19 protein-coding genes and 1 pseudogene are annotated in these 19,110 nt (G+C 70.4%); 9 read left to right on the top strand and 11 right to left on the bottom strand.

Going from position 1 to position 19,110, the window contains the following annotated elements; all coding sequences use genetic code 11:
• Positions 1 to 35: 35 nt before the first annotated feature.
• Positions 36 to 2,516 (top strand): LuxR C-terminal-related transcriptional regulator, encoded by a 2,481-nt coding sequence (locus GON06_RS18760; protein ID WP_157312452.1) that lies wholly within the window; start codon positions 36 to 38, stop codon positions 2,514 to 2,516.
• Between the two features lie 7 nt (positions 2,517 to 2,523).
• Here GON06_RS18760 and GON06_RS11615 read toward each other — a convergent pair whose 3' ends face one another.
• Entirely contained in the window at positions 2,524 to 3,321 is a 798-nt protein-coding gene (locus GON06_RS11615) for a hypothetical protein (protein ID WP_157312453.1), read from the bottom strand.
• A 103-nt stretch (positions 3,322 to 3,424) separates the two neighbouring features.
• On the opposite strand from GON06_RS11615, the gene GON06_RS11620 reads away from it, so the two are divergent.
• Together GON06_RS11620 and GON06_RS11625 are read left to right on the top strand one after the other, a co-directional pair.
• Positions 3,425 to 4,174 (top strand): SDR family oxidoreductase, encoded by a 750-nt coding sequence (locus GON06_RS11620; protein WP_157312454.1) that lies wholly within the window; start codon positions 3,425 to 3,427, stop codon positions 4,172 to 4,174.
• 65 nt (positions 4,175 to 4,239) lie between these two features.
• Positions 4,240 to 4,689, top strand: a complete 450-nt coding sequence (locus GON06_RS11625) for a DUF1801 domain-containing protein (RefSeq protein WP_157312455.1) — start codon at positions 4,240 to 4,242, stop codon at positions 4,687 to 4,689.
• Between the two features lie 21 nt (positions 4,690 to 4,710).
• On the opposite strand, the gene GON06_RS11630 is transcribed toward GON06_RS11625, so the two are convergent.
• From GON06_RS11630 to GON06_RS19095, 6 genes and pseudogenes are all read right to left on the bottom strand, one after another.
• The gene (locus GON06_RS11630; RefSeq protein WP_157312456.1) at positions 4,711 to 5,196 is read right to left on the bottom strand and encodes a methylated-DNA--[protein]-cysteine S-methyltransferase; all 486 of its coding nucleotides are present in this window, start codon (positions 5,194 to 5,196) and stop codon (positions 4,711 to 4,713) included.
• 117 nt (positions 5,197 to 5,313) lie between these two features.
• A complete protein-coding gene (locus tag GON06_RS11635; protein ID WP_157312457.1) occupies positions 5,314 to 6,939 on the bottom strand; it encodes an HNH endonuclease signature motif containing protein in 1,626 nt (541 codons plus the stop codon).
• A gap of 138 nt (positions 6,940 to 7,077) precedes the next feature.
• Positions 7,078 to 7,470 carry a winged helix-turn-helix transcriptional regulator gene (locus GON06_RS11640; RefSeq protein ID WP_157312458.1) on the bottom strand — a complete coding sequence of 131 codons (393 nt, stop codon included), beginning with the start codon at positions 7,468 to 7,470 and terminating at the stop codon, positions 7,078 to 7,080.
• A gap of 21 nt (positions 7,471 to 7,491) precedes the next feature.
• Complete coding sequence (locus GON06_RS11645) at positions 7,492 to 8,244, bottom strand: AAA family ATPase (RefSeq protein WP_332837451.1); 753 nt, start codon at positions 8,242 to 8,244, stop codon at positions 7,492 to 7,494.
• 11 nt (positions 8,245 to 8,255) lie between these two features.
• The gene (locus GON06_RS18765; RefSeq protein ID WP_332837452.1) at positions 8,256 to 8,753 is read right to left on the bottom strand and encodes a nuclear transport factor 2 family protein; all 498 of its coding nucleotides are present in this window, start codon (positions 8,751 to 8,753) and stop codon (positions 8,256 to 8,258) included.
• 215 nt (positions 8,754 to 8,968) lie between these two features.
• Positions 8,969 to 9,028 (bottom strand): annotated as a pseudogene (locus tag GON06_RS19095) (hypothetical protein); the annotation flags it as partial.
• Between the two features lie 180 nt (positions 9,029 to 9,208).
• On the opposite strand from GON06_RS19095, the gene GON06_RS11655 reads away from it, so the two are divergent.
• Complete coding sequence (locus tag GON06_RS11655; protein WP_157312459.1) at positions 9,209 to 9,595, top strand: DoxX family protein; 387 nt, start codon at positions 9,209 to 9,211, stop codon at positions 9,593 to 9,595.
• A 1-nt stretch (position 9,596) separates the two neighbouring features.
• Here GON06_RS11655 and GON06_RS11660 read toward each other — a convergent pair whose 3' ends face one another.
• Together GON06_RS11660 and GON06_RS11665 are read right to left on the bottom strand one after the other, a co-directional pair.
• Positions 9,597 to 10,598, bottom strand: a complete 1,002-nt coding sequence (locus tag GON06_RS11660) for a cation diffusion facilitator family transporter (protein WP_157312460.1) — start codon at positions 10,596 to 10,598, stop codon at positions 9,597 to 9,599.
• Positions 10,595 to 10,960, bottom strand: coding sequence for an ArsR/SmtB family transcription factor (locus GON06_RS11665; RefSeq protein WP_157312461.1), 366 nt, complete (start codon positions 10,958 to 10,960; stop codon positions 10,595 to 10,597). The genes GON06_RS11660 and GON06_RS11665 overlap by 4 nt, the downstream gene beginning before the upstream one ends.
• A gap of 97 nt (positions 10,961 to 11,057) precedes the next feature.
• Between GON06_RS11665 and GON06_RS11670 the strand changes: the two genes are divergently transcribed.
• Entirely contained in the window at positions 11,058 to 13,262 is a 2,205-nt protein-coding gene (locus GON06_RS11670; RefSeq protein ID WP_157312462.1) for an LLM class flavin-dependent oxidoreductase, read from the top strand.
• On the opposite strand, the gene GON06_RS11675 is transcribed toward GON06_RS11670, so the two are convergent.
• Complete coding sequence (locus GON06_RS11675) at positions 13,246 to 14,220, bottom strand: alpha/beta hydrolase (protein WP_157312463.1); 975 nt, start codon at positions 14,218 to 14,220, stop codon at positions 13,246 to 13,248. The two genes, GON06_RS11670 and GON06_RS11675, sit on opposite strands and share 17 nt — an antisense overlap.
• Before the next feature lie 72 nt (positions 14,221 to 14,292).
• On the opposite strand from GON06_RS11675, the gene GON06_RS11680 reads away from it, so the two are divergent.
• Genes GON06_RS11680 through GON06_RS11690 form a run of 3 tightly spaced genes read left to right on the top strand, consistent with a single transcriptional unit; the run spans position 14,293 to position 16,453 of the window.
• A complete protein-coding gene (locus GON06_RS11680; RefSeq protein ID WP_157312464.1) occupies positions 14,293 to 14,970 on the top strand; it encodes a TetR/AcrR family transcriptional regulator in 678 nt (225 codons plus the stop codon).
• A 56-nt stretch (positions 14,971 to 15,026) separates the two neighbouring features.
• Positions 15,027 to 15,755, top strand: coding sequence for an SHOCT domain-containing protein (locus tag GON06_RS11685; RefSeq protein WP_157312465.1), 729 nt, complete (start codon positions 15,027 to 15,029; stop codon positions 15,753 to 15,755).
• A gap of 47 nt (positions 15,756 to 15,802) precedes the next feature.
• Positions 15,803 to 16,453, top strand: coding sequence for a hypothetical protein (locus GON06_RS11690; RefSeq protein ID WP_157312466.1), 651 nt, complete (start codon positions 15,803 to 15,805; stop codon positions 16,451 to 16,453).
• A 3-nt stretch (positions 16,454 to 16,456) separates the two neighbouring features.
• On the opposite strand, the gene GON06_RS11695 is transcribed toward GON06_RS11690, so the two are convergent.
• The gene (locus GON06_RS11695; RefSeq protein ID WP_157312467.1) at positions 16,457 to 17,050 is read right to left on the bottom strand and encodes a response regulator transcription factor; all 594 of its coding nucleotides are present in this window, start codon (positions 17,048 to 17,050) and stop codon (positions 16,457 to 16,459) included.
• Between the two features lie 146 nt (positions 17,051 to 17,196).
• On the opposite strand from GON06_RS11695, the gene GON06_RS11700 reads away from it, so the two are divergent.
• Positions 17,197 to 19,086: a hemagglutinin gene (locus tag GON06_RS11700; protein ID WP_157312468.1), complete on the top strand. Its 1,890-nt coding sequence runs from the start codon at positions 17,197 to 17,199 to the stop codon at positions 19,084 to 19,086.
• Positions 19,087 to 19,110 lie beyond the last annotated feature (24 nt).

Below are 19,110 nucleotides of genomic sequence, written 5' to 3' on the forward strand. Positions count from 1 at the left end.
TGCCGCCCCTCTGCGAACGCTAATCTCGTAGCCAGATGGGGCACATCGGGCAGATGACCCATCTCCGGGTGGGAACCGGATGCGGCGACGAGGGGACACGGGCCGCCGCACCCTTCGAGGGCGAGGACGCCATGGGGCTCGTGGGAAGAGAGCAGGAGACGGCGCTGCTGCGCGCGCTGCTGGTGTCGTCACGGCGCCTGGTCGCTGTGATCGGCCCCGCCGGAGCGGGCAAGAGCGCGCTGCTGGACGCCGTCGCCGCCGCACCGCCGGACGACTCCGAGATCTGGACCGTCGATCTCGGCGGAACGCCCGCTGCCGCGATGGTGTCGGCCGAGATCGCCACGCGGCTCGCGCTCGGTGGTCGCGCCGTGGATCCCCGCGAGCGGATCGCGGAGAGGATCGGCGCCTCCGCTGTGACGCTCTTCCTGGATCACCTCGACTCCGTGGTCGCGGCGCCTGCCGAGCTGCGCCTGCTCCTGGACGCCTGCCCGCGCCTGCGCATCGTCGTGACAGCTCGCGGAGAGATCGAGGGAGCGGACGAGGAGGTGCTGGTGCGTCCGCTCGAGGTCCCGGATGAGGGGATGTCGCTCGACCGCGCCCTCCGGTGCGCGAGCGTCGCGCTCTTCGCCGACGCTGCGGCGCGCAGCGACGCGGGCTTCGCCCTTGATGCGGAGAACCACGGCAGCATCATCCGGATCTGCCGGCTGGTGGGCGGGCTTCCGCTGGCGCTGGAGCTGGCCGCGGCCCGCATCCGCCTGTTCTCCCCCGAGCGGGTCGCCGACGACCTCGCCGACGGCGGCCCAGCTCTCGCGCTGCTCCGCACGGCCAGGGACGGCCGGGAGGTCGGCGTCGGGCACGCTCTCGCCGCGACCGTCGGCGCGCTCTCGGACGACGACCGGCGGATGCTGCGCAGCCTCGCGCTCTTCGAGCGCAGGTTCTCGTTCGCCGGCGCCGTGGACGTGAGCGGACGAGCCGCCGGGGAGACAGCCGATGCGCTGGAGCGGCTGCTCGACCTGCGCCTGCTCGAGAGTGCACCGCCGCTCTTCGGCGAGCCGGTCTTCACGCTTCTGCCGATCCTGCGCAGTGTGCTGCTCGACCTGCCCGGCGACCCGCGCGCGGAGGCGGCCTATCGCGGCCGCCTGGCGCGGGTCCTCCATGAGGCGGCCGATGCCCAGGCGCACGCCGAGCCTCCTTCGCATCGGGCCTTCGCACATGTGCTCCGCCACGACCTGCTGCACGAGGGAGAGCGCCTCATCGCCCGGCGCGACGCCCTGGCGCACGGCTGGGTGCTCGAGTGCGCAGCGGCGCTGGAGGGCACTGCGGAGGTCACGCTCGTCTCCGACCAGCTGGAGCGCCTGATCGCCACCGCCGACCTCGACTCGCTCCCCGTCATGCTGCGCGCGCAGACCTGGATCTGGTCGGCGTACGGCTTCGCGATGTCCGCCGACGGCGCGACGCTGGCCGACCTCGTGAACGACCGGTGGCAGCGCGGGTTCGACCTGATCGATGTCGAGCGGACCCCGCTGCTGGCGCTGCAGGCGCTGATGATCGCCGTGATCATGGGCATCACCACCGGCGACATGCCCGCCGCTGTGCAGGCCGCCCGAGTGGGCAGCCGCCTGGCCAGGGAGCACGCCTGCGCCACCTGGGCGGCGCGGTTCGATGTCTGGGTCGCCGCCGGGATCCACGCCGACGGGGATGCTCCGGGCGCCGTGCACCTGGCGTTGGACGCGCTCCGCCACGCGCAGCGGGTCGGCGACCCGTACTCGATCCTCACCGCGACCATCCTGCTGCGCACCGTCCCACCGCAGGTGGTGCCGCCGGATGCCGCCGTGCCGACGCTCGCCGATGCGCTCCACCTCGCCCGCAGCGAGCACGACCCGGTGATGGAGTGGTTCATCCTCGCGGTCATGACCAGGGCGGAGCTCGCCGCGGGGCATCCGGAGCGCGCCGCTCACCGCTGCGCCGAGCGGCTGTCCACAGGGAGGTCCTGGTGGGGCTCGTACCTGTCCGCGATCTCGCTCGTGCACACGGTGTTCATCGCCGTCGCGGTGGAGGACTGGGCGTTCGCGGCACGGATCCTCGGTGCGATCGAGGCCGACCGCGAGAGGGTGCTGCGGTCGATGGCCCCGGCGTCCACGCACGAGCTCGATCAGGCACGGACGCTTCTCGTCGCGCAGCTGGGCGAGAGCCGGGTGGCGACGATCACCGCGGAGGGCGGCATCCTCTCGGCGGTGGATGCCACGGCAGAGGCGCTGCGGTGGCTGCGGGCGCACTCCGAGGAGTCGCCGGCTGCTCCTGCTTCGGGCGATGGACTCACGGCAAGGGAGCGCGAGGTGCTCGCTCTGCTCGCGGAGGGCTTGAGCAACAGGCAGATCGCGGAGCGCCTGTTCATCACGCCGAAGACGACGATGCACCACTCCAGTGCGATCTACCGGAAGCTGGAGGTGCGCAGCCGCGCGGAGGCGACCGCCTATGCGCACCGGCACGGGCTGGCAGAGACACGGGTGGAGTGACCGCCGGCTACCGCCTCGCCAGAGCGAGCGCTGCCGTGACCACGGGCTCGTGCCGAGCGCGCATCGCCTCGTCCCACCATCCGGCCACGCACAGAGTCGCGATGCGGAACACGAGCGCGCGCAGCACGAGCTGTGGCCAATCCGGGTCGCCTTCGCCGACGGACTCGAGCAGGTCGAGTGGCCCGTCGTGCCAGCAGACGGCATCGGCCACGGCGATCGCCGCCGCCCACCTCACCGGTCGCCAGTAGGGTGCCCAGTCGATGATCGTCGGCGGCTCCGGATCGGCGAACAGCACGTTTCCGAGCAGGTCGCCGTGGATCAGCTGCGAAGCGGATGCCACGGGGCGCAGCGCTTCGGAGATCCGGTTCAGCATCGGATCGTCGATGAGGGGCTCCTCCTGCCACGCCATGCGATCGGATCGTGACCAGGGGTCGTCGGCCGCGTCGATGAAGCCGGGGCGCGGCAGGTGCGCGATCGCGCGATGGAAGGCGTCGCCCGCGGCGATCACGTCGCGCACCCGTGTCTCGTCCGCGGTGCCGGGCATCCGCTGCCAGGCCTCCCAACCGTCGATGCTCCAGGCGCCGCGCGCGGAGCGGATCGGGCGGGCGGTGCGGAAGCCGGCGTCGTGGGTGAGGGTGTCGAGCACCTCCGAGTGCCAGTCGCCCTCGACGGGATCCGCCATCGGTCGCAGCACGACGTCGCCGGCGAGCCAGGTCGTCCCCCGCCCGCCGGGCAGAAGCTGTGCGGTCGCGGGTTCCGCTCCGAAGGCGGCGAAGACGTCGTCGGAGGGGCGTGTGCCGGGCATTCCTCGAGAGTAGCGGCGGCACGTGTCACATTCCGGGGTCCTGGCACGACATCCTGGTGAGGCCGCACACGGCGGCGACGGATGCGAGACGAGGAGGTGCGCGATGCGGATCGCGATCGCAGGGGGCACGGGAACCGTGGGACGCCATATCGTGGCGGCTGCGCAGGATCGAGGACACGAGGTGGTCGTGCTGGCTCGCTCGACAGGCGCGGACGTGATCACCGGCACGGGGCTCGACGATGCTCTGGCGAAGGCGGATGCGGTGATCGATGCGAGCAATGCCACGACCCTGTCCGCGTCGAAGGCGCGGGCGTTCTTCGAGACCGCGACCGGCAATCTGCTGGCGGCCGAGCAACGCGCCGATGTCGGCCATCATGTGGCACTGTCGATCGTCGGCATCGACGACATCGACGCGTCGTACTACGCAGGCAAGCTCGCACAGGAGCGCGCCGTGGCGGCAGGTTCCGTGCCGTACACGATTGCCCGCGCCGCCCAGTTCCACGAGTTCGCCGGACAGCTGCTCGCCTCGATGGGCGGGCCGGTCGCCGTGATGCCGAGGACGCTGATGCGTCCGGTCGCGGCGCGCGAGGTGGGGGCGCATCTGGTCGCCGTCGCCGAGGGCGCGCCTGCAGGACGAGCCACCGATCTCGTCGGCCCCCGCGACGAGGTGCTCGCCGACCTCGCCCGGCGGCAGCTCGCCCATGACGGGGTCCACCGTCGCGTGCTCGAGGTGCGTCTGCCGGGGAGGTACGGAGCCGGCCTGGCGTCGGGGTCGCTGCGCGGCACGGACGACCGGATCGAGGGGCGCATCACATTCGACGAGTGGCTGCGGAGCGACGACCACCGACGATGATCAGGAATCGAGAAGCTGCCGCCGTGCTGGTCCCGTAACGTGCTTTCCAGGGAACGGAGGATCCCATGGCCGGGAAGACGACGAACGACGGACTGTCCGCGCAGGAGCGCGCGGCGGTCAAGCAGCGCGCTCAGGAGCTGAAGCTGCAGGCGAAGCGCGAGAAGGAGGCCGGCAAGGCGGCGGCGGAGAAGGCCGATCAGTTGGCGAAGATCGCCGAGATGCCGGACGGCGACCGGCAGATGGCCGAGCGCCTGAGTGAGATCGTGGCCGTCACCGCCCCGGAGCTCGCACCGCGGCTCTACTACGGTCAGCCGGGCTGGGCGAAGGATGGCAAGGTCGTGGTGTTCTTCCGCAGCGGCCAGATGGACAAGGACCGCTACTCGACGCTGGGCTTCAGCTCGCGCGCCGAGCTCGACGACGCCGACGGACTGTGGTCGACCGCTTTCGCCCTGCAGGACCCGACCGAGAAGGCGTGGGCCGAGGTGACCGCGCTGGTGCAGAGGGCCGGCGCCTGACCGGGTCGTTCAGAACGGCGCTCAGAACAGCGAGCGCGGCAGCACGCCCTCGTGCTCGAGCAGCCAGCGCTTGGTGGCGAGACCTTCGCCGGGCGCGCCGCCGGAGTATCCGCCCAGTCCGTCGCCTGCCACCACTCGGTGGCACGGGACGATCAGCGGGATGGGGTTCGCACCCATGATCGATCCGATCGCGCGGGCCGGCACCTCGGTGCCGCTGCGTGCGGCGAGCTCGCCGTAGGTGACGGACTCGCCGTGCCCGACGGTCTCGTACAGCGTCTCGAGCACCGCCCTGGTCACCGCCGTCTGCCGACCGAGGTCGATCGGCACGTCGAATGTCGTCAGGTCACCGGAGAAGTAGGCGCCGAACTGCTCGAGGGCGGCGCTGAGCACCGTGTCGGCACCGGATGCCGGGATGCTCGTCGTCCAGGTGACGCGCGTGATCGCGGTGCCGTCACTCTCTATGCCGATCACGCCGACGGGGCTCTCGAGCAGGCCGAACGAGGTCATGAGTCGAGGGTAGCCGGAGCCCCCGACAGTGGGACGGGGCGGCCCTGGTCCGGGCGCAGGTGAGTGACTCCGCTGCTGCGGGACGCCTCGTTCTTGCTCTCCCGTGCGCGCGGTGGTTCAGACGAACATGACGCGGCGGGGTGCGGCGTCGGTGTACTCGCGGCCGTCGGGCGCGGTCCAGACGACACCGCCGCTGTCGGGATCGAGGTGCGCGGTCCATCGGAACCGGTCCGGCACGGAGGGGTGCTTCAGTTGATGGTGCGCGGGGCAGAAGTGCGCGAGGTTGTCGATCGCAGTCGCCCCGCCGAGAGCGTGATCGTGGTTGTGGTCGATCTCGCAGGAGGCCGCGGGTCTGCGGCATCCGGGGAACCTGCAGTGCTGGTCCCTCGCGCGCAGGAATCTGCGCATCCCGTCCGTGGGGGTGTACGCGTCGGTCTCGACGGTCATCCCGGTCGGGTCGAGGAAGAGTCTGGCCCATCCGGAACTTCGCCCCGCCAGTTCCCGGGCGATGTCCGGGTGCACCGGCCCGATCCCGTCGATCTGCGCCATCCGGTCATCCGCACCGGTCAGGGTTGTCGCGGCGACCGTGACCTGGATGCGGGCGGTGACGCCGTCCAGCCCGGTCCCTGCGAGGACGGTCGGGTCTGCACCGAGCAGCAGATCGGTGAACAGGTCGGCACGGATCTGATCCAGCGTGCGCTCACCCGCACGGAGGCGGTCGTCGGTGCCGTTCAGGTCGGCGAGGAACGCATCCATGCGGGCTGCGACGTTATCGGCGGGTTCCGGGTCCGCGGGGAACCACTCATCGTCCGGGTGACCGAAGAACGGGCGACCGACCCGGCTCGCCCGGTGGCTGTCGTCGGCGTCGCCCTCGGACTCGGACTCCGCGGCCAGGAACGCCTCCACCCGGGCGAGGAACTCCTCGATCGAGTCGGGATCGTCGGGCAGCCGGTCCGCCCCTCCCGTGTCTTCCGGGTCGTCGACATCGCCGCCGCCGCCGGTGTCGATGTCACCGATCGTCGCTCCGGTGTTCGGCGATGCGCTCGAGGGGCCGTCGTCGCCGGCCACTTCGCTGTTCGCAGCGCCGGCCTTCTCGGCGCGCGCGACCTCGCGGACGAGCTGGTCGAGCCGGTCGCGGATGGCGAACGCGATGTGCTCCGGCAGCACCGCGGTCAGGCGTGCCAGGCCGTCTTCGATCGACACGATCTGCACACACCGCTCCGCCCGTGCACGCGTATGCCGCTCCCGCAGGTCCTCCCCCAGCAGCGCCGCCACCACCTGGCGGGCGTGCACCCCGGTCCGTGCCGGGGAATCCTGCTCGGCGAACGCCAGAACCGCCGCATCGAACAGGCCGGTCATCGCCCGATCGACCGTGCCGCCCAGGACCGCCTCGTCGATCGCCGCAGCTGCCTGCGTGATCTGCCGGGCGTGCCCGACCGTGATCCGCCCCTGCCGCAACGCATCCAGCACCGCCGAGTGATGCTCGGTCAACGCCCGCGCAGCCGCGAACGCCGACTCCACGGTCCCCTTGGCCAGGCGCCCCGCCGCGGAGAACTCCGCGATCATCGACCGGCGGATCGAATCCCGCGCCAGCTGATGCTCCGCGACATCCGCATCGAACAACACCTGACGCCGCGCGAGCAGCTCCGCTGCCCGCGCCTCCATCCGGTCGATCTCGCGCCGGCACGTCGCCCAGGCATCGAGAAGAGCATCCCGCTCTTCGAAACTCGACACCTCACCCATGCATCCATATTAGAACAGAGCTACGAACAACGCAAGGGGCGAGCTCAACTGCTTCTCAACCCATCCGCGCCCTGCGACGCTGAGACGCGAAGTCGGCAGCGGTCTCATGCTGCATCCACTTCGACCGCTCCTGGGACGTCATCGCGCATCACATCCGAAATCGCGCCGCGCCTCGACGATCGACTCCCGATGCTCGATCACCCACGCGGCGAGCGCCGCAGCAGGTGCGATCAGCGTGCGCCCGACCTCGGTGAGCTCATACTCCACGCGTCGAGGAACCTCGCCGCACGAGTGGCGCGTGACAAGGCCGTCACGGACAATTCCACGCAGCGTCACCGCGAGCATGCGCTGCGAGATACCCGGGATGCTGCTGCGCAGCACAGTGAACCGCACCGGCCCGTCGGCGAGCGCCCCGACCACCAGCAGCGACCACTTGTCGCCGACGCGGACCATGATGTCGCGGATGACCCTCCCCTGCTCGGGATCGCCGCAGAGGGTCGCGTAATCGATCGACGGTGATAACGCGGGCATGGCAGGACCTTCCGTGCCCGCTCAGCCCAGCAGATGCCGCAGGTAGCGTCCTGGTTCGTCGAGGTAGGAGCGCCAGTGCCGCACCAGTTCGAGGTCGCCCCACTCGGCATCTCGCAGGCCCCACTCCCCGACCTCGAGGATGCGCGCGCCCGGAAGCGCGGCGAGCACCGGCGAGTGCGTGGCGCAGAGCACCTGGCCGCCGTCCTCGACGATGCGCTGCAGCACGGAGATGAGGCTCAGCGTCGATCCGAACGACAGCGCGGCCTCGGGTTCGTCCAGGCAGTAGAAACCCGGCCGCGTGAATCGGTCATCCAGAAGAGCCAGGAACGACTCGCCGTGGCTCATCTCGTGGAACGGGATGTCGGGTCCGCTCATCGACGGGTTGTCCTCGAGGTAGGTGTAGAACGAGTGCATCGTCTCCGCGCGCAGGAAGAAGCCCCAGCGATCAGCTCCCACTCCGGATCGGATGCGCAGCCAGTCCGACAGCGGCGATTCCGTAGCCCTGGTGCTGTGCCGCGCCTGCCGGGATCCCCCCTCCGGAGAGAGCCCGTAGGCGATCGCGACGCCCTCGACGATGGTCGACTTGCCGCTGCCGTTCTCGCCGACGAGGAACGTCACGCCCGGGTCGAGTTCGATCCCCTCGCGCAGCACCTGAGCGACAGCCGGGATGCTGGTTGGCCACTGCCCGTCGGGCTGCGGGGCGTCGTCGGTCGGCTGAACCGCGACGACCGGCTGCTGCCGCCGCCGCCCTCCCGGCTCCCAGAACGTGCTCACGTGTCCTCCCCTCAGGCCCCTGCTGAGCGTGCCGGCAGGTCCATCGTCGCCAGGCGCGCCGGATCGATGATCGAGACGATGTCGATCATCCGGCCGTCGGCCACCGTACACAGCATGAGCGACATCGGCTTGCCGTTCGGCCCCCAGACCAGGATGCCCGGTTCGCCGTTCACGCTCACCCGGCGCGCCTCCAGCCTCTCCGGGTCGCCTCGGCGCACGGCCGCGAGCACCTCGTTCGCCCCGATCCGCACGGCATGACCCTTCTGCGTGTGCCGATGCCAGGTGACATCCGGATCGAGCAGCGACAGCAGCGCATCGAAGTCACCGCCGCGCGCGGCGGCCAGGAACGCATCGACCACTGCCCGGCGCCGGCGCAGCTCGCCGTTGGGGCGCGGGGTGTCCTGCACCTTGCGACGAGCGCGGCTGGCGAGCATCTTCGAGGCGTCTGTCGTCGTCCCCACGATCGTCGCGACCTCGGCGAACGGCACGGCGAACATGTCGTGCAGCACGAACCGAGGCGCTCCTCCGGCCGCAGCGATTCGAGCACCACGAGCAGTGCCAGGCCGAGCGAGTCGGCCAGCTCCGCAGCATCCTCCGGACGCTCCACGTCCTCGGTGACGACCGGTTCGACGCGCGACCAGTCATCGAGCGGCGCCTCCCCGCGCGTGGTGCGCCGGCGCAGCATGTCGATGCAGATCCTGCCGATCACCCGGGTCAGCCAGCCGCCCAGATTCTCGATCTCATCGCCGGCGTGACCGGCCAGGCGCAGCCAGGTCTCCTGCACTGCGTCTCGGCGTCGGCGCGCGAGCCGAGGGCTCTCGTGGCCACGGCCAACAGCCGTGCGCGGTGCTGCTCGAAGTCTGCGGCGAGCTCGTCGTCATCCATCCTGTTACCTCCGGTCGGTGTCATCCGTCATCACTGTGACGTGCCCCGAGGGGCCGACGTAACGAGAAAGGCATTGCACATGAACATCGCACTGTGGATCATCACCGGCGCACTTGCCCTCGCCTACGGCACGGGAGGCGCCAGTCAGATCCTGCTCTCCAAGGCACGCTACCGCGCCCTCGCGCCCAGCCAGCACTGGGTCGACGACTTCAGCGCGGGCAAGATCAAGGCCATCGGCACGATCAAGCTGGTCGGAGTCGCCGGACTCATCCTGCCTCCGCTGGTCGGCATCATGCCCGAGCTCTCCCCCATCGCGGCCTGCGGCCTCGCGCTGCTGATGTCGGGAGCGGCGACCACACGGTTCCGCCGCAGTGAATGGGCCTACATGGCCGGCGACACCGCCTACATGCTGGCCTTCATCTTCGTCGCGTGGGGCCGATTCGCCCTGGCACCGTACGGCAGCTGAGTCAGTGCTGCGGCGCGCGCACCCCGACCACGAAGTCGTCCACGTTCGGCAGGTGTGCGCGTACGCTGCGCTCGGCATCCGCCGCGATCTCCGGATGCCCGGAAGCGGCGACCACGATCGCATCGCCCTGCAGGCGGTGTCCGACCCAGCGCAGCCGCACCCGCTCGATGCGCTCGACGCCGTCGACGTGCTCGATGGCGTGCTCGGCCCTGCCGACCAGGTCGGGCTCCACGCCGTCCAGCAGTCGCCGGCCCACGCTGCGCACCGTGCCGACCAGCAGCACGAAGATCGCGGCGGAGATGATCAGTCCCACGATCGGATCGGCGAGCGGGAACCCGAGCAGCACACCGATCCCGCCGATCACCACGGCGAGCGAGGTGAATCCGTCGGTGCGGGCGTGCACGCCGTCGGCGACGAGCGCGGCCGAGCCGATGCGACGGCCGACGCGGATGCGGTAGATCGCGACGGCCTCGTTGCCGAGGAAGCCGATGACGCCGGCGGCGATCACCCAGCCGATGTTGTCCAGGGGCTGCGGATGCAGGATGCGGTCGATCGACTGCCACGCCGCGACCACAGCCGAGAGCGCCACGACGAACACGATGAACAGGCCCGCCAGGTCCTCCGCCCGGCCCAGTCCGTAGGTGTAGCGACGGGATGCCGCGCGGCGTCCGAGCACGAACGCGATCCACAGCGGCACCGCGGTCAGGGCGTCGGAGAAGTTGTGGATGGTGTCGGCGAGCAGCGCGACCGAGCCGCTGAACGCGACGACCGCCCCCTGGAGCACGGTGGTGAGCAGCAGCAGGACGAGGCTGACCTTCAGAGCGCGGATGCCGGCACTGCTGGCCTCCATCGCATCATCGATCGAGTCGGCGGCGTCGTGCGTGTGAGGCACGAACAGGCCGTACAGGAAGCCTTTCAGACCGGCCGGATGCTCGTGGTCGGGGTGTCCGTGGGAGTGGTCGTGGCTGTGCTCGGCGTGAGTGTGCGGATGTGTTCCGGTCATGCTCCGGCCCGGTCCTGGTGGTGGTGCCGGGGCACGCCGCCGAGGGAGTGCTCGGCCTGGAAGATCGCCGAGGCGACGAGCTCGGAGGCATGCTCGTTCTCGAGCCGGTAGTAGACCCGCTGTCCGTCCTGACGGGTGGCGACGATCCGAGCCAGGCGCAGCTTGGCGAGGTGCTGCGAGACGGCGGCCGGCGATTTGTCGACGATCTCGGCCAGGTTGTTCACCGACAGTTCGCCGGCCTCCTCCAGCGCGAGGATGATGCGCACGCGCGTCGCGTCGGCCAGCATGCCGAACACCTCGACAGCGAGTTCCACGAACGAGCTGTCCGGGCGGTATCCGCATTCCCGCTTATCTGCACTCATACGCAGATACTAAGGCAAGCGGAAGCACGCGCGAAATACCCCCGGCAGGCGCGGAGTTGCAGAATGAGGACATCGCAGCTCACAGGAGGACAGCGACATGGACTACGGCCACGAGCTCCGGTTCGGCACCTTCATCACACCGGTGAACGGAGACCCGCAGCAGCCTGTGCGGCTGGCGCAGGCGAGCGAAGAGCTCGGCTACGACGTCGTGACGTTCCAGGATCATCCGTACCAGCCTGCGTTCCTCGACACGTGGACGCTGATGTCGTTCGTCGCCGCCGCGACCTCACGCATCCACATCGCCCCCAACGTGCTGAACCTGCCGCTGCGTCCCGCGCCGGTCACGGCGCGCGCCGCCGCATCCCTCGACCTGCTCTCCGGCGGACGGTTCGACCTGGGCCTCGGAGCCGGCGGCTTCTGGGACGCGATCGAGGCGATGGGCGGGCGCCGGCTGACGCCGGGCCAGGCGGTCGAGCAGCTCGACGAGGCCATCGACGTGATCAGAGGAATCTGGGATGCGGGCAACCGCGAGCACTTCCGCGGCGGCGAGTACTACCCGGTCGACGGTGCCAAGCGCGGTCCGGCGCCCGCGCACGACATTCCGATCTGGCTGGGCGCGCTCAAGCCGCGGATGCTTCGCCTGCTGGGCCGCAAGGCCGACGGCTGGCTGCCTTCCCTCGGCTTTCTGAAGCCGGGAGACCTCCGGTCCGGCAACGCGCGCATCGACGATGCGGCATCCGGCGCAGGCCGCGACCCCGGCGAGATCCGTCGGATGCTGAACATCGGCGGCGATCTGCCGGCGGAGCAGCTGATCGAGCTCGCCCTCGAGGACGGCGTGAGCACCTTCATCCTGGTCGGCGACGACGTGTCCGCGATGCAGCGGAACGCCGAGGAGGTGATCCCCGCGGTACGCGAGGCGGTCGCCGCCGAGCGCGCCCGGCGCGGTACGACACCGGCATCCGGACGCAGCGCCGCCGCCCTCGCGCGACGCAGCCCGCAGATCGACTACGACGCGATCCCGTCCTCGCTGCGAGGCAGCGCCGTCGAGCCGGGCGATTTCGAGTACCGCTCCGTGAAGTCCACCTACCTGCGCGCGGGAGCTCCCGGAATCGTGCTGCGACCGCGCACCGCGGACGAGGTCGCCGACGCGATCGGGTTCGCACGCGACCACCGCGGCGTGCCGCTCGGCATCCGCAGCGGCGGCCACGGTATCAGCGGCCGCAGCACCAACGACGGCGGCATCGTGATCGATCTCAAGGCGCTGAGCGGGATCGACGTGCTCGATGAGGACGCCCGCCGCGTGCGCGTCGGCGCCGGTGCGCGATGGACGGATGTCGCGCAGGCACTCGCCCCGCACGGCTGGGCGCTGTCCAGCGGCGACTACGGCGGTGTCGGCGTCGGCGGGCTGGCCACGGCCGGCGGGGTGGGCTTCCTCGCCCGCGAGCACGGCCTGACCATCGACCATCTCGTCGCCGCGGACGTCGTCCTCGCGGACGGATCCATCGTGCGGGCATCCGCCGACGAGCATCCGGATCTGTTCTGGGCGCTGCGCGGCGCCGGCGCGAACATGGGCGTCGTGACGTCGTTCGACTTCGAGGCCGACGCGGTAGCCGAGGTCGGCTGGGCGCAGCTGGCGTTCGACGCGTCGGACATCGCCGGGTTCCTCACCGGCTTCGGCCGCGCGCAGGAGAGCGCGCCGCGCGACACCACGATCTTCGTGATCCTGCACAGCCAGGGTGCTCAGGTGATCGGCCGGATGTACGGCGTGGTCGACTCCGACGTGCCCGAGACGATCATCGAGCGCCTGCAGCCGTTCGCCGACGTCGCCCCACTCGTCGGCCAGCAGGTCAACATCGCGCCGTACGCGTACATCATGGCGAACGCGTCGGACGCCGCGCACGACGGCCAGGGCGAACCGCTGTTCCGATCGGGCCTCGTGGACCACCTCGACGACGCCGTCGCCGCTGCGGCAGCCGTGCTGGTGCGCACCCCGGGCACGCACTGGTTCCAGATCCGCTCGGTCGGCGGCGCCGTGGCAGACGTTCCGGCGGACGCGACGGCGTATGCCCACCGCTCCGCGAACTTCTCGATCACGGCATCCGGAGCGGGAACCGCGTTCGACCTCGCCTGGAACGACCTCGCCGCGCACTTCGAGGGGCTCTACCTCAGCTTCGAGTCGCGGTCGGATGCCGCACTGCTGGAACAGGCATACCCGCCGGCGACGCTCGACCGCCTGCGCGAGGTCAAGCGTCGCTACGACCCGGACGGCCTGTTCCGCGACAACTTCAGCGTGCTGGGCTGAGGGCGGCACCGGCCGCCGTGGCGGCTTCGGCGGCGAGATCCGCGTGAGACCCGGATTCCTGCACGAGACCCACGTTCTGCATGTGAGTCTCGTGCGGAACTCGAGAGGTCGCCGGGATCTCGTGAGGCAGGACCTCGCGCCGCACGACGTCCAGCACCGCGTCGAGCGCGGCATCCGACTCCAGCACGCGGATGTGCCCGGACCCCTCCGTCTCGATCAGTGCGACCTGGGCGGGGCGGTGCTGCGCGAGCCGCCGGCTCTCGCCGATGTCGGACATCCGGTCGCCGCGGTCGTGCACGATCGTGATCGACAGGGATTCCGGCCACTCGCGTGCGAGCAGCTCGTAGCGCTCATCGAGCACGTAGCCGCGGCGGCGCAGCCCGGCAGCGAACCATGCCTCCTGCAGCCGCATCGCCCGCCCGCCGAGACCGGTCATCCTGGCGAACTGCTCGCTGAGGTAACCGACGCGCACGATCGGTGCGATCGCGACGATGCGGTCGGTGATCCCGTCATCTGCCGCCACGGCCGCCGCTGCGAGCGTGCCCGCGGAGTGCGTGACGATCGCGTGGAAGCCGCCCTCGCGGCGAGCGAGCGCGTCAACGATCGCGCGGAACTCGCCGATGTGGGTGCGGCGCCCGGGTGAGTCCCCGCTCGCGGGTGCGTCGAAGCCGATGACACGGTAGCCCTCGGATCGCAGCTCGCGCACGATCGCCGCGAACTGCGCGGCGCGCCCCCGCCAGCCGTGCACGACCAGCACAGTGCGGTCACCGGCGCCCCACTCGTAGACGACGACGCGGCGCCCGGCGACGATGATGCTCTCCCGGCGGGCGGCGTCGTGGGTCGCCTGCTCGCGCGCGTGCACCGGGCGCCGGCGGCCGAGGCCGAGGTAGGCCGGGTAGGTGAGACCCGCGGCGAGCGCGGGGGCCAGCATGTCGATCGAACGGATCACGGTACTCATCGCGACTCTCCTAAACAATACGTACGGGCGTTCACTTAGTTATGTGGACGATCGTACTGATATATTGGGGAGATGACAACCCCCGTCGACGGTCGCCGGGCCAGAGGCGATCGCTCCCGCCAGGCCGTACTCGCCGTCGCAGTGCGACGCGCCTCGACCGACGGACTCAACGGCGTCTCGATCGCCCAGCTCGCCGCCGAGACCGGCGCCAGCAAGAGCGGGGTCGCCGCACTGTTCGGCTCGAAGGAGCAGCTGCAGCTCGCGATCGTCGCCGACGCCAAGCGCGTCTTCACCGAGGTGGTCGTCGAGCCCGCCCGCATCCATCCGCGCGGCCTGCTGCGCCTGCGCGCGCTGGTGCGCGCCTGGATCGACTACTCCTCCGGGCGCACCTTCCCCGGCGGATGCTTCTTCCTCGCCGTCTCCGCGGAGTTCGCCTCTCATCCCGGCCCGGTGCACGACGCGATCTCCGAGGCCATGCACCTGTGGCGCTCGTATCTCGACATCTCGATCGCGCAGGCGATGGACGACGGCGACCTGCCGCAGCTGCAGGATGCCCCTCAGCTGAGCTTCGAACTCGAAGCGCTGCTCTCACAGGCCAACCGCACCTCGTTGATGCACGGCGGGGACCAGGCCTACCGCCGCGCCGAGCGCGCGATCGTCGAGCGCCTGCGCGACCTCGGGGCGGAAGACGCCTCGCTCGAGATCGAACTGGGTCCTCGGCCGGCACTCGGCTCAGCGGCATCCGTCTGACCGGCGCCGAAAGGTACGCTGGAAGACGCTGTCTGCGCGATCTGAGGGGAACACACGTGGCACTGCCGGATTCCGTCTTCGAGGCGAAGCGACGCGCTGATCCGCGGGCCGTGCTGCGCGTGGTCGGGCAGGGCGAATCCGCCGACCGGCTGCCGCAGAGCGCGTCCGCCTGGGTGGGCCGCAGCACGTCGGTGCCCAAGATGCTCCTCAAGACCGCGCTGATCATCGCGATCACCGTCGCCGGCGTGTGGCTCGTGACCGTGAACGCCTGGGACCACGACGGCTTCTTCCCCTGGTTCTGGAACCCGATCTGGACGATCTTCCCCTGGGTGTTCCTCGGCCCGCTGTGGGCGGCCTTCTTCCGCTCGCTCTCAGGCAAGCCCGCGAACGACCGGTTCCGCAAGGGATACGCCGCAGCCCGCGGGAACGCGACCGCCACGGTCGGCCGGATCGTCAGCACGAAGCTCTCGCAGACCGACTCGGGCGGAGTCGCGGACTACGTGGCATCCGTCGCCGACGCGAACGGCGAGATCGTCGTGAACCGGCTCGCGACCGGCACCTCGTTCGCACCTTTCGAGGCGCCGCAGCCGGGCGAGACCGTCCACCTGTGGCGGTTCCCCGACGGGTGGACGCTGATCCAGGCCGCCCGCGGCGGCGTTCGGATCACGGTCGCCGACGGCGGGAGCCTGGCCGCTCAGCTCGATCAGCTGGCGCGCCTGCACCGCGCCGGCGACCTGACCGACGAGCAGTTCGACCTGGCGAAGCAGAAGCTGCTCGCCGGTTGAGAAGATCAGTCGAGAAGTCGGCCGATAAGAGAAGGACGGATGCCGGGATGCCTGCCGATGTGAACCCCCGTGTGGAGTCGACGCGCCGCGCGAGCCGAGCGCGAGTGGTCACGCTCGCGCGCATCCTGCTGCCGACCTGGGACGGGTCGCTGGCCGAGCTCACCACCGAGCTGCGCACCCAGGCCGGGCTCTCCGACGGCGCCTTCCGCACACTCTTCCCCACGGACAGCGCCCTGCTGCACGCCGTGGACCTGGAGCTCATCGAGGAGTGCGCGCAGCGCGTGCGCTCGGCTGCGGAGTCGTTCGACCCGCGTGCGCACGACGGCGAGGACCTCGTGCTCGCCCTGTCCGTCGCCCTCGCCGAGGCGCGACCGCTGGACTGGAGCTCGCTCACGATCCGCCTGCGGGAACGTCAGCTGGCAGCATCCACCGGGGCGCGCAGCGAGGACGTCATCGAGTCGGAGCGCGCCTTCCTGCCCGCCCTGCTTGACGCCTTCGAGCTGTTGTTCTCGCAGATCGGCCGCGAGTTCGAATGGCAGCCCGCGCTCGGCGTGCGTGTGGTCATCCTGACCTACGAGCGCTCCTTCGAGTCGTGGATCATGTCGGGCGGCGATGAGAAGTCGTTCCCCGGTTCACCGTTCGTGCGGCAGACCCTGCCGGCGCTGCTGCTCGGGGTGAGCCGGCCGGTCGCCGACTGACGCTCAGGCATCCGCGGAGGCCCTGACCGCGAGCGCGACCGCCTCGATGCGGGAGTGCACGCCGAGCTTCACCAGCAGGCTCTGCATGTGCGCGCCGACCGTCTTGATGCTGATGCCCAGTTCGGCAGCCACCTGCTTCTGCGAGAGTCCCTCGGTGGTGAGCGCGAGGACCTCGCGCTCCCGATGCGTGAGCAGTGAAAGCGGGCGCAGATCCGTCGTCGCGTTGCGGGTGCGCCTGGTGCGATCGATCAGGCGGCGGACCCGAGCCAGGAACTCGTCCGCGTCCATGGCCTCGGCCGCGTAGTCGTCCGCACCGATCAGCAGCCCGGCGACGACATCCGCCGGGGTGGTGCGCTCCGCCGAGACCAGCACGGCCGGCATGTCCGGCCCGAAGCGATCCCGCAGTTCGCGGAGCAGCCCGCAGCCGCCGTCCTCGACCTCGAGGATCGCCACGGCCGGCGGGTGCGGCGGCAGATCTGCCGTGGCATCCGCGGCATCCGGATACACCCGCACCGGCAGCCCGAGGCGCGCGAGCAGGCGCACATAGCCATCGCTCACATGATCGCCCGCGACCAGCAGCGCGTACGCATCGTCCATCCCCAGGGTCCCATCGCGTCGGGCTGTGGAGAGACGATCACCTTAGGGGGTTTCCCCAGCCCCTGATGCGCACTTACCCGATGGTCGCGCCCCCACGACATTTCTAGTGTAAGCCGCATCATCATGCTGGGAAAGGGGATGGACCCATGTCCATACGCACGCGGCGGCGCGTTCTCGCCGCAGGTCTCACCGGCTGTCTGGTGGCAGCCCTCACACTGGGCGGAGCGGTCGCAGCGAATGCCGCGGACGGCCCGTTCTCGATCGACGGGACAGTGGCCGATGCCGGTGCCCTCGAGCTGCCGGACCTGACCGGCAACGTCAAGGAGCTGGGTCCCCTGAACTCCAGCACCACCAAGATCGGCGTGATCCACGACGACGCCGTGCCGACCCTCGGACTGACGAACCCGAACGCGCAGGTCGACCTGCGCCGCGCGTGGATCGACACGAAGAAGGATGCGACGACGCAGCACGACTGGCTGTACTTCGCGTGGGAGCGCGATTCCAACAACGGCAGCGGCTTCATCGCCTTCGAGTTCATGCACAAGAAGGCTCCGGATGCCTGCGCGTACGCCACCGCGACCCAGGATGCGCTGATCGCCGACTGCAATCCGTGGGCGAACCGCACGGTCGGGGACTTCATGATCCTGTGGGATCAGCAGGGCGGCAGCACCGACCTGTACCTGCGCACCTGGACCGGCCCCGATGACGACCATCTGACCCTCGGCGCGCCGACGCTGCTGGACAAGAGCGAGTCGGATGCCGCGTACGGCTCCGCGAACTTCCGCGGCGAAGCGGCCGTGGACCTGACGGCGATCCTGTCCGACGGCACACCGCAGTGCCTCGTGCTGGCGAACGTGATCCCCAGCACGGTCACCGGCAACTCCGACACCGCCGACTACAAGGACACTGTGCTAGCCCCGGCGCCGGAGCTCAAGAACTGCCAGTCGTCCACGGTCACCACGCCGCAGACCGGCACGGGCGCCCTGATCACGTCGGACTTCTCGATCGGGACCGGCGTCGTGGGCGTGCGGGACTCGGCTGTCATCGACGTCTCCGGCGGAGCGCCGACGCCGACGGGAACGGTGAAGTTCTTCCTCTGCAAGGTGACCGGCGGTGGCCTGTGCGGCACCGGCGGCACGGCGGTCGGCTCGACGAACGTGACCGGCACCTCGTATCCGGTGACGCTGGCGTCGCCCGTCGCCTATGTGACCTCGGCCGGCGACTACTGCTGGCGGGCGGAGTACAGCGGTGCTCCCACGCTCGGCATACCGTCGTCCTCGGATTCGCGCGCCTCGGAGTGCTTCACGGTCAAGCCCGTGAAGCCGGTGTTGAGCACGGATGCCAGTGACGATGTGTTCCTGGGCAACACGGTGAAGGACTCGGCGACGCTGAGCGGCACGGCCACGATGCCCGCCGACCCGGTGATCAACCTGACGGGTGCGGCCGGGGCGAAGGACAACGGCGGGATCGTGTTCACCCTGTACGGGCCGAGCGCCAGCGCGTGCGGCGCGGTCGCCTACACCTCGCCGAAGGTGACGGTGAGTGGCGACGGCACCTACGACAGCCCGGAGTTCACGCCGACGACCCCCGGCACCTACCACTGGGGTGCGGTGTACACGTCGGGTTCCGCGAACACGCTCGGCACGTCGCACAACGGCGACTGCACGGATGTGAAGGAGAACGTCGTGGTCAATACCGTGGCGTCCTCGATCGGCACCGCGCAGACCTGGGTGCCGAAGGACTCCGCAACGGTGAGCGCTCCGGCGGGCGGCAACCTGACCGGCAGCGTGCTGTTCGAGTTCTTCGCCAACGCCACCTGCTCCGGCGCTGCGGCCTGGAGCCAGACCGTGCCGGTGAACGGGGTCTCACCCCAGACGGTGTCGACCGGGAACGCCCCCGCGCAGTCGGCGAGCGGCGACTTCTCGTGGCGCGTGACCTACGACAGCACGAACGCGGCGCAGCGGGACATCCCCGCGAGCTGCCAGGAGGTGACGAAGCTGACGATCACGAACGGGGCACTGGTCAGCAGCCCATGACGGTCGCTGCCCGAGCAGCCGGAT

The organism is Microbacterium sp. MAH-37 (assembly GCF_009758255.1).
In the GTDB taxonomy this organism is placed as follows: Bacteria; Actinomycetota; Actinomycetes; order Actinomycetales; family Microbacteriaceae; genus Microbacterium.

Bases quoted from the DNA above. Each gene is read 5' to 3' on its own strand.
- GON06_RS18760 (WP_157312452.1), top strand. From the start codon at position 36: ATGGGGCACATCGGGCAGATGACCCATCTCCGGGTGGGAACCGGATGC.
- GON06_RS11615 (WP_157312453.1), bottom strand. From the start codon at position 3,321: ATGCCCGGCACACGCCCCTCCGACGACGTCTTCGCCGCCTTCGGAGCG.
- GON06_RS11620 (WP_157312454.1), top strand. From the start codon at position 3,425: ATGCGGATCGCGATCGCAGGGGGCACGGGAACCGTGGGACGCCATATC.
- GON06_RS11625 (WP_157312455.1), top strand. From the start codon at position 4,240: ATGGCCGGGAAGACGACGAACGACGGACTGTCCGCGCAGGAGCGCGCG.
- GON06_RS11630 (WP_157312456.1), bottom strand. From the start codon at position 5,196: ATGACCTCGTTCGGCCTGCTCGAGAGCCCCGTCGGCGTGATCGGCATA.
- GON06_RS11635 (WP_157312457.1), bottom strand. From the start codon at position 6,939: ATGGGTGAGGTGTCGAGTTTCGAAGAGCGGGATGCTCTTCTCGATGCC.
- GON06_RS11640 (WP_157312458.1), bottom strand. From the start codon at position 7,470: ATGCCCGCGTTATCACCGTCGATCGATTACGCGACCCTCTGCGGCGAT.
- GON06_RS11655 (WP_157312459.1), top strand. From the start codon at position 9,209: ATGAACATCGCACTGTGGATCATCACCGGCGCACTTGCCCTCGCCTAC.
- GON06_RS11660 (WP_157312460.1), bottom strand. From the start codon at position 10,598: ATGACCGGAACACATCCGCACACTCACGCCGAGCACAGCCACGACCAC.
- GON06_RS11665 (WP_157312461.1), bottom strand. From the start codon at position 10,960: ATGAGTGCAGATAAGCGGGAATGCGGATACCGCCCGGACAGCTCGTTC.
- GON06_RS11670 (WP_157312462.1), top strand. From the start codon at position 11,058: ATGGACTACGGCCACGAGCTCCGGTTCGGCACCTTCATCACACCGGTG.
- GON06_RS11675 (WP_157312463.1), bottom strand. From the start codon at position 14,220: ATGAGTACCGTGATCCGTTCGATCGACATGCTGGCCCCCGCGCTCGCC.
- GON06_RS11680 (WP_157312464.1), top strand. From the start codon at position 14,293: ATGACAACCCCCGTCGACGGTCGCCGGGCCAGAGGCGATCGCTCCCGC.
- GON06_RS11690 (WP_157312466.1), top strand. From the start codon at position 15,803: ATGCCTGCCGATGTGAACCCCCGTGTGGAGTCGACGCGCCGCGCGAGC.
- GON06_RS11695 (WP_157312467.1), bottom strand. From the start codon at position 17,050: ATGGACGATGCGTACGCGCTGCTGGTCGCGGGCGATCATGTGAGCGAT.
- GON06_RS11700 (WP_157312468.1), top strand. From the start codon at position 17,197: ATGTCCATACGCACGCGGCGGCGCGTTCTCGCCGCAGGTCTCACCGGC.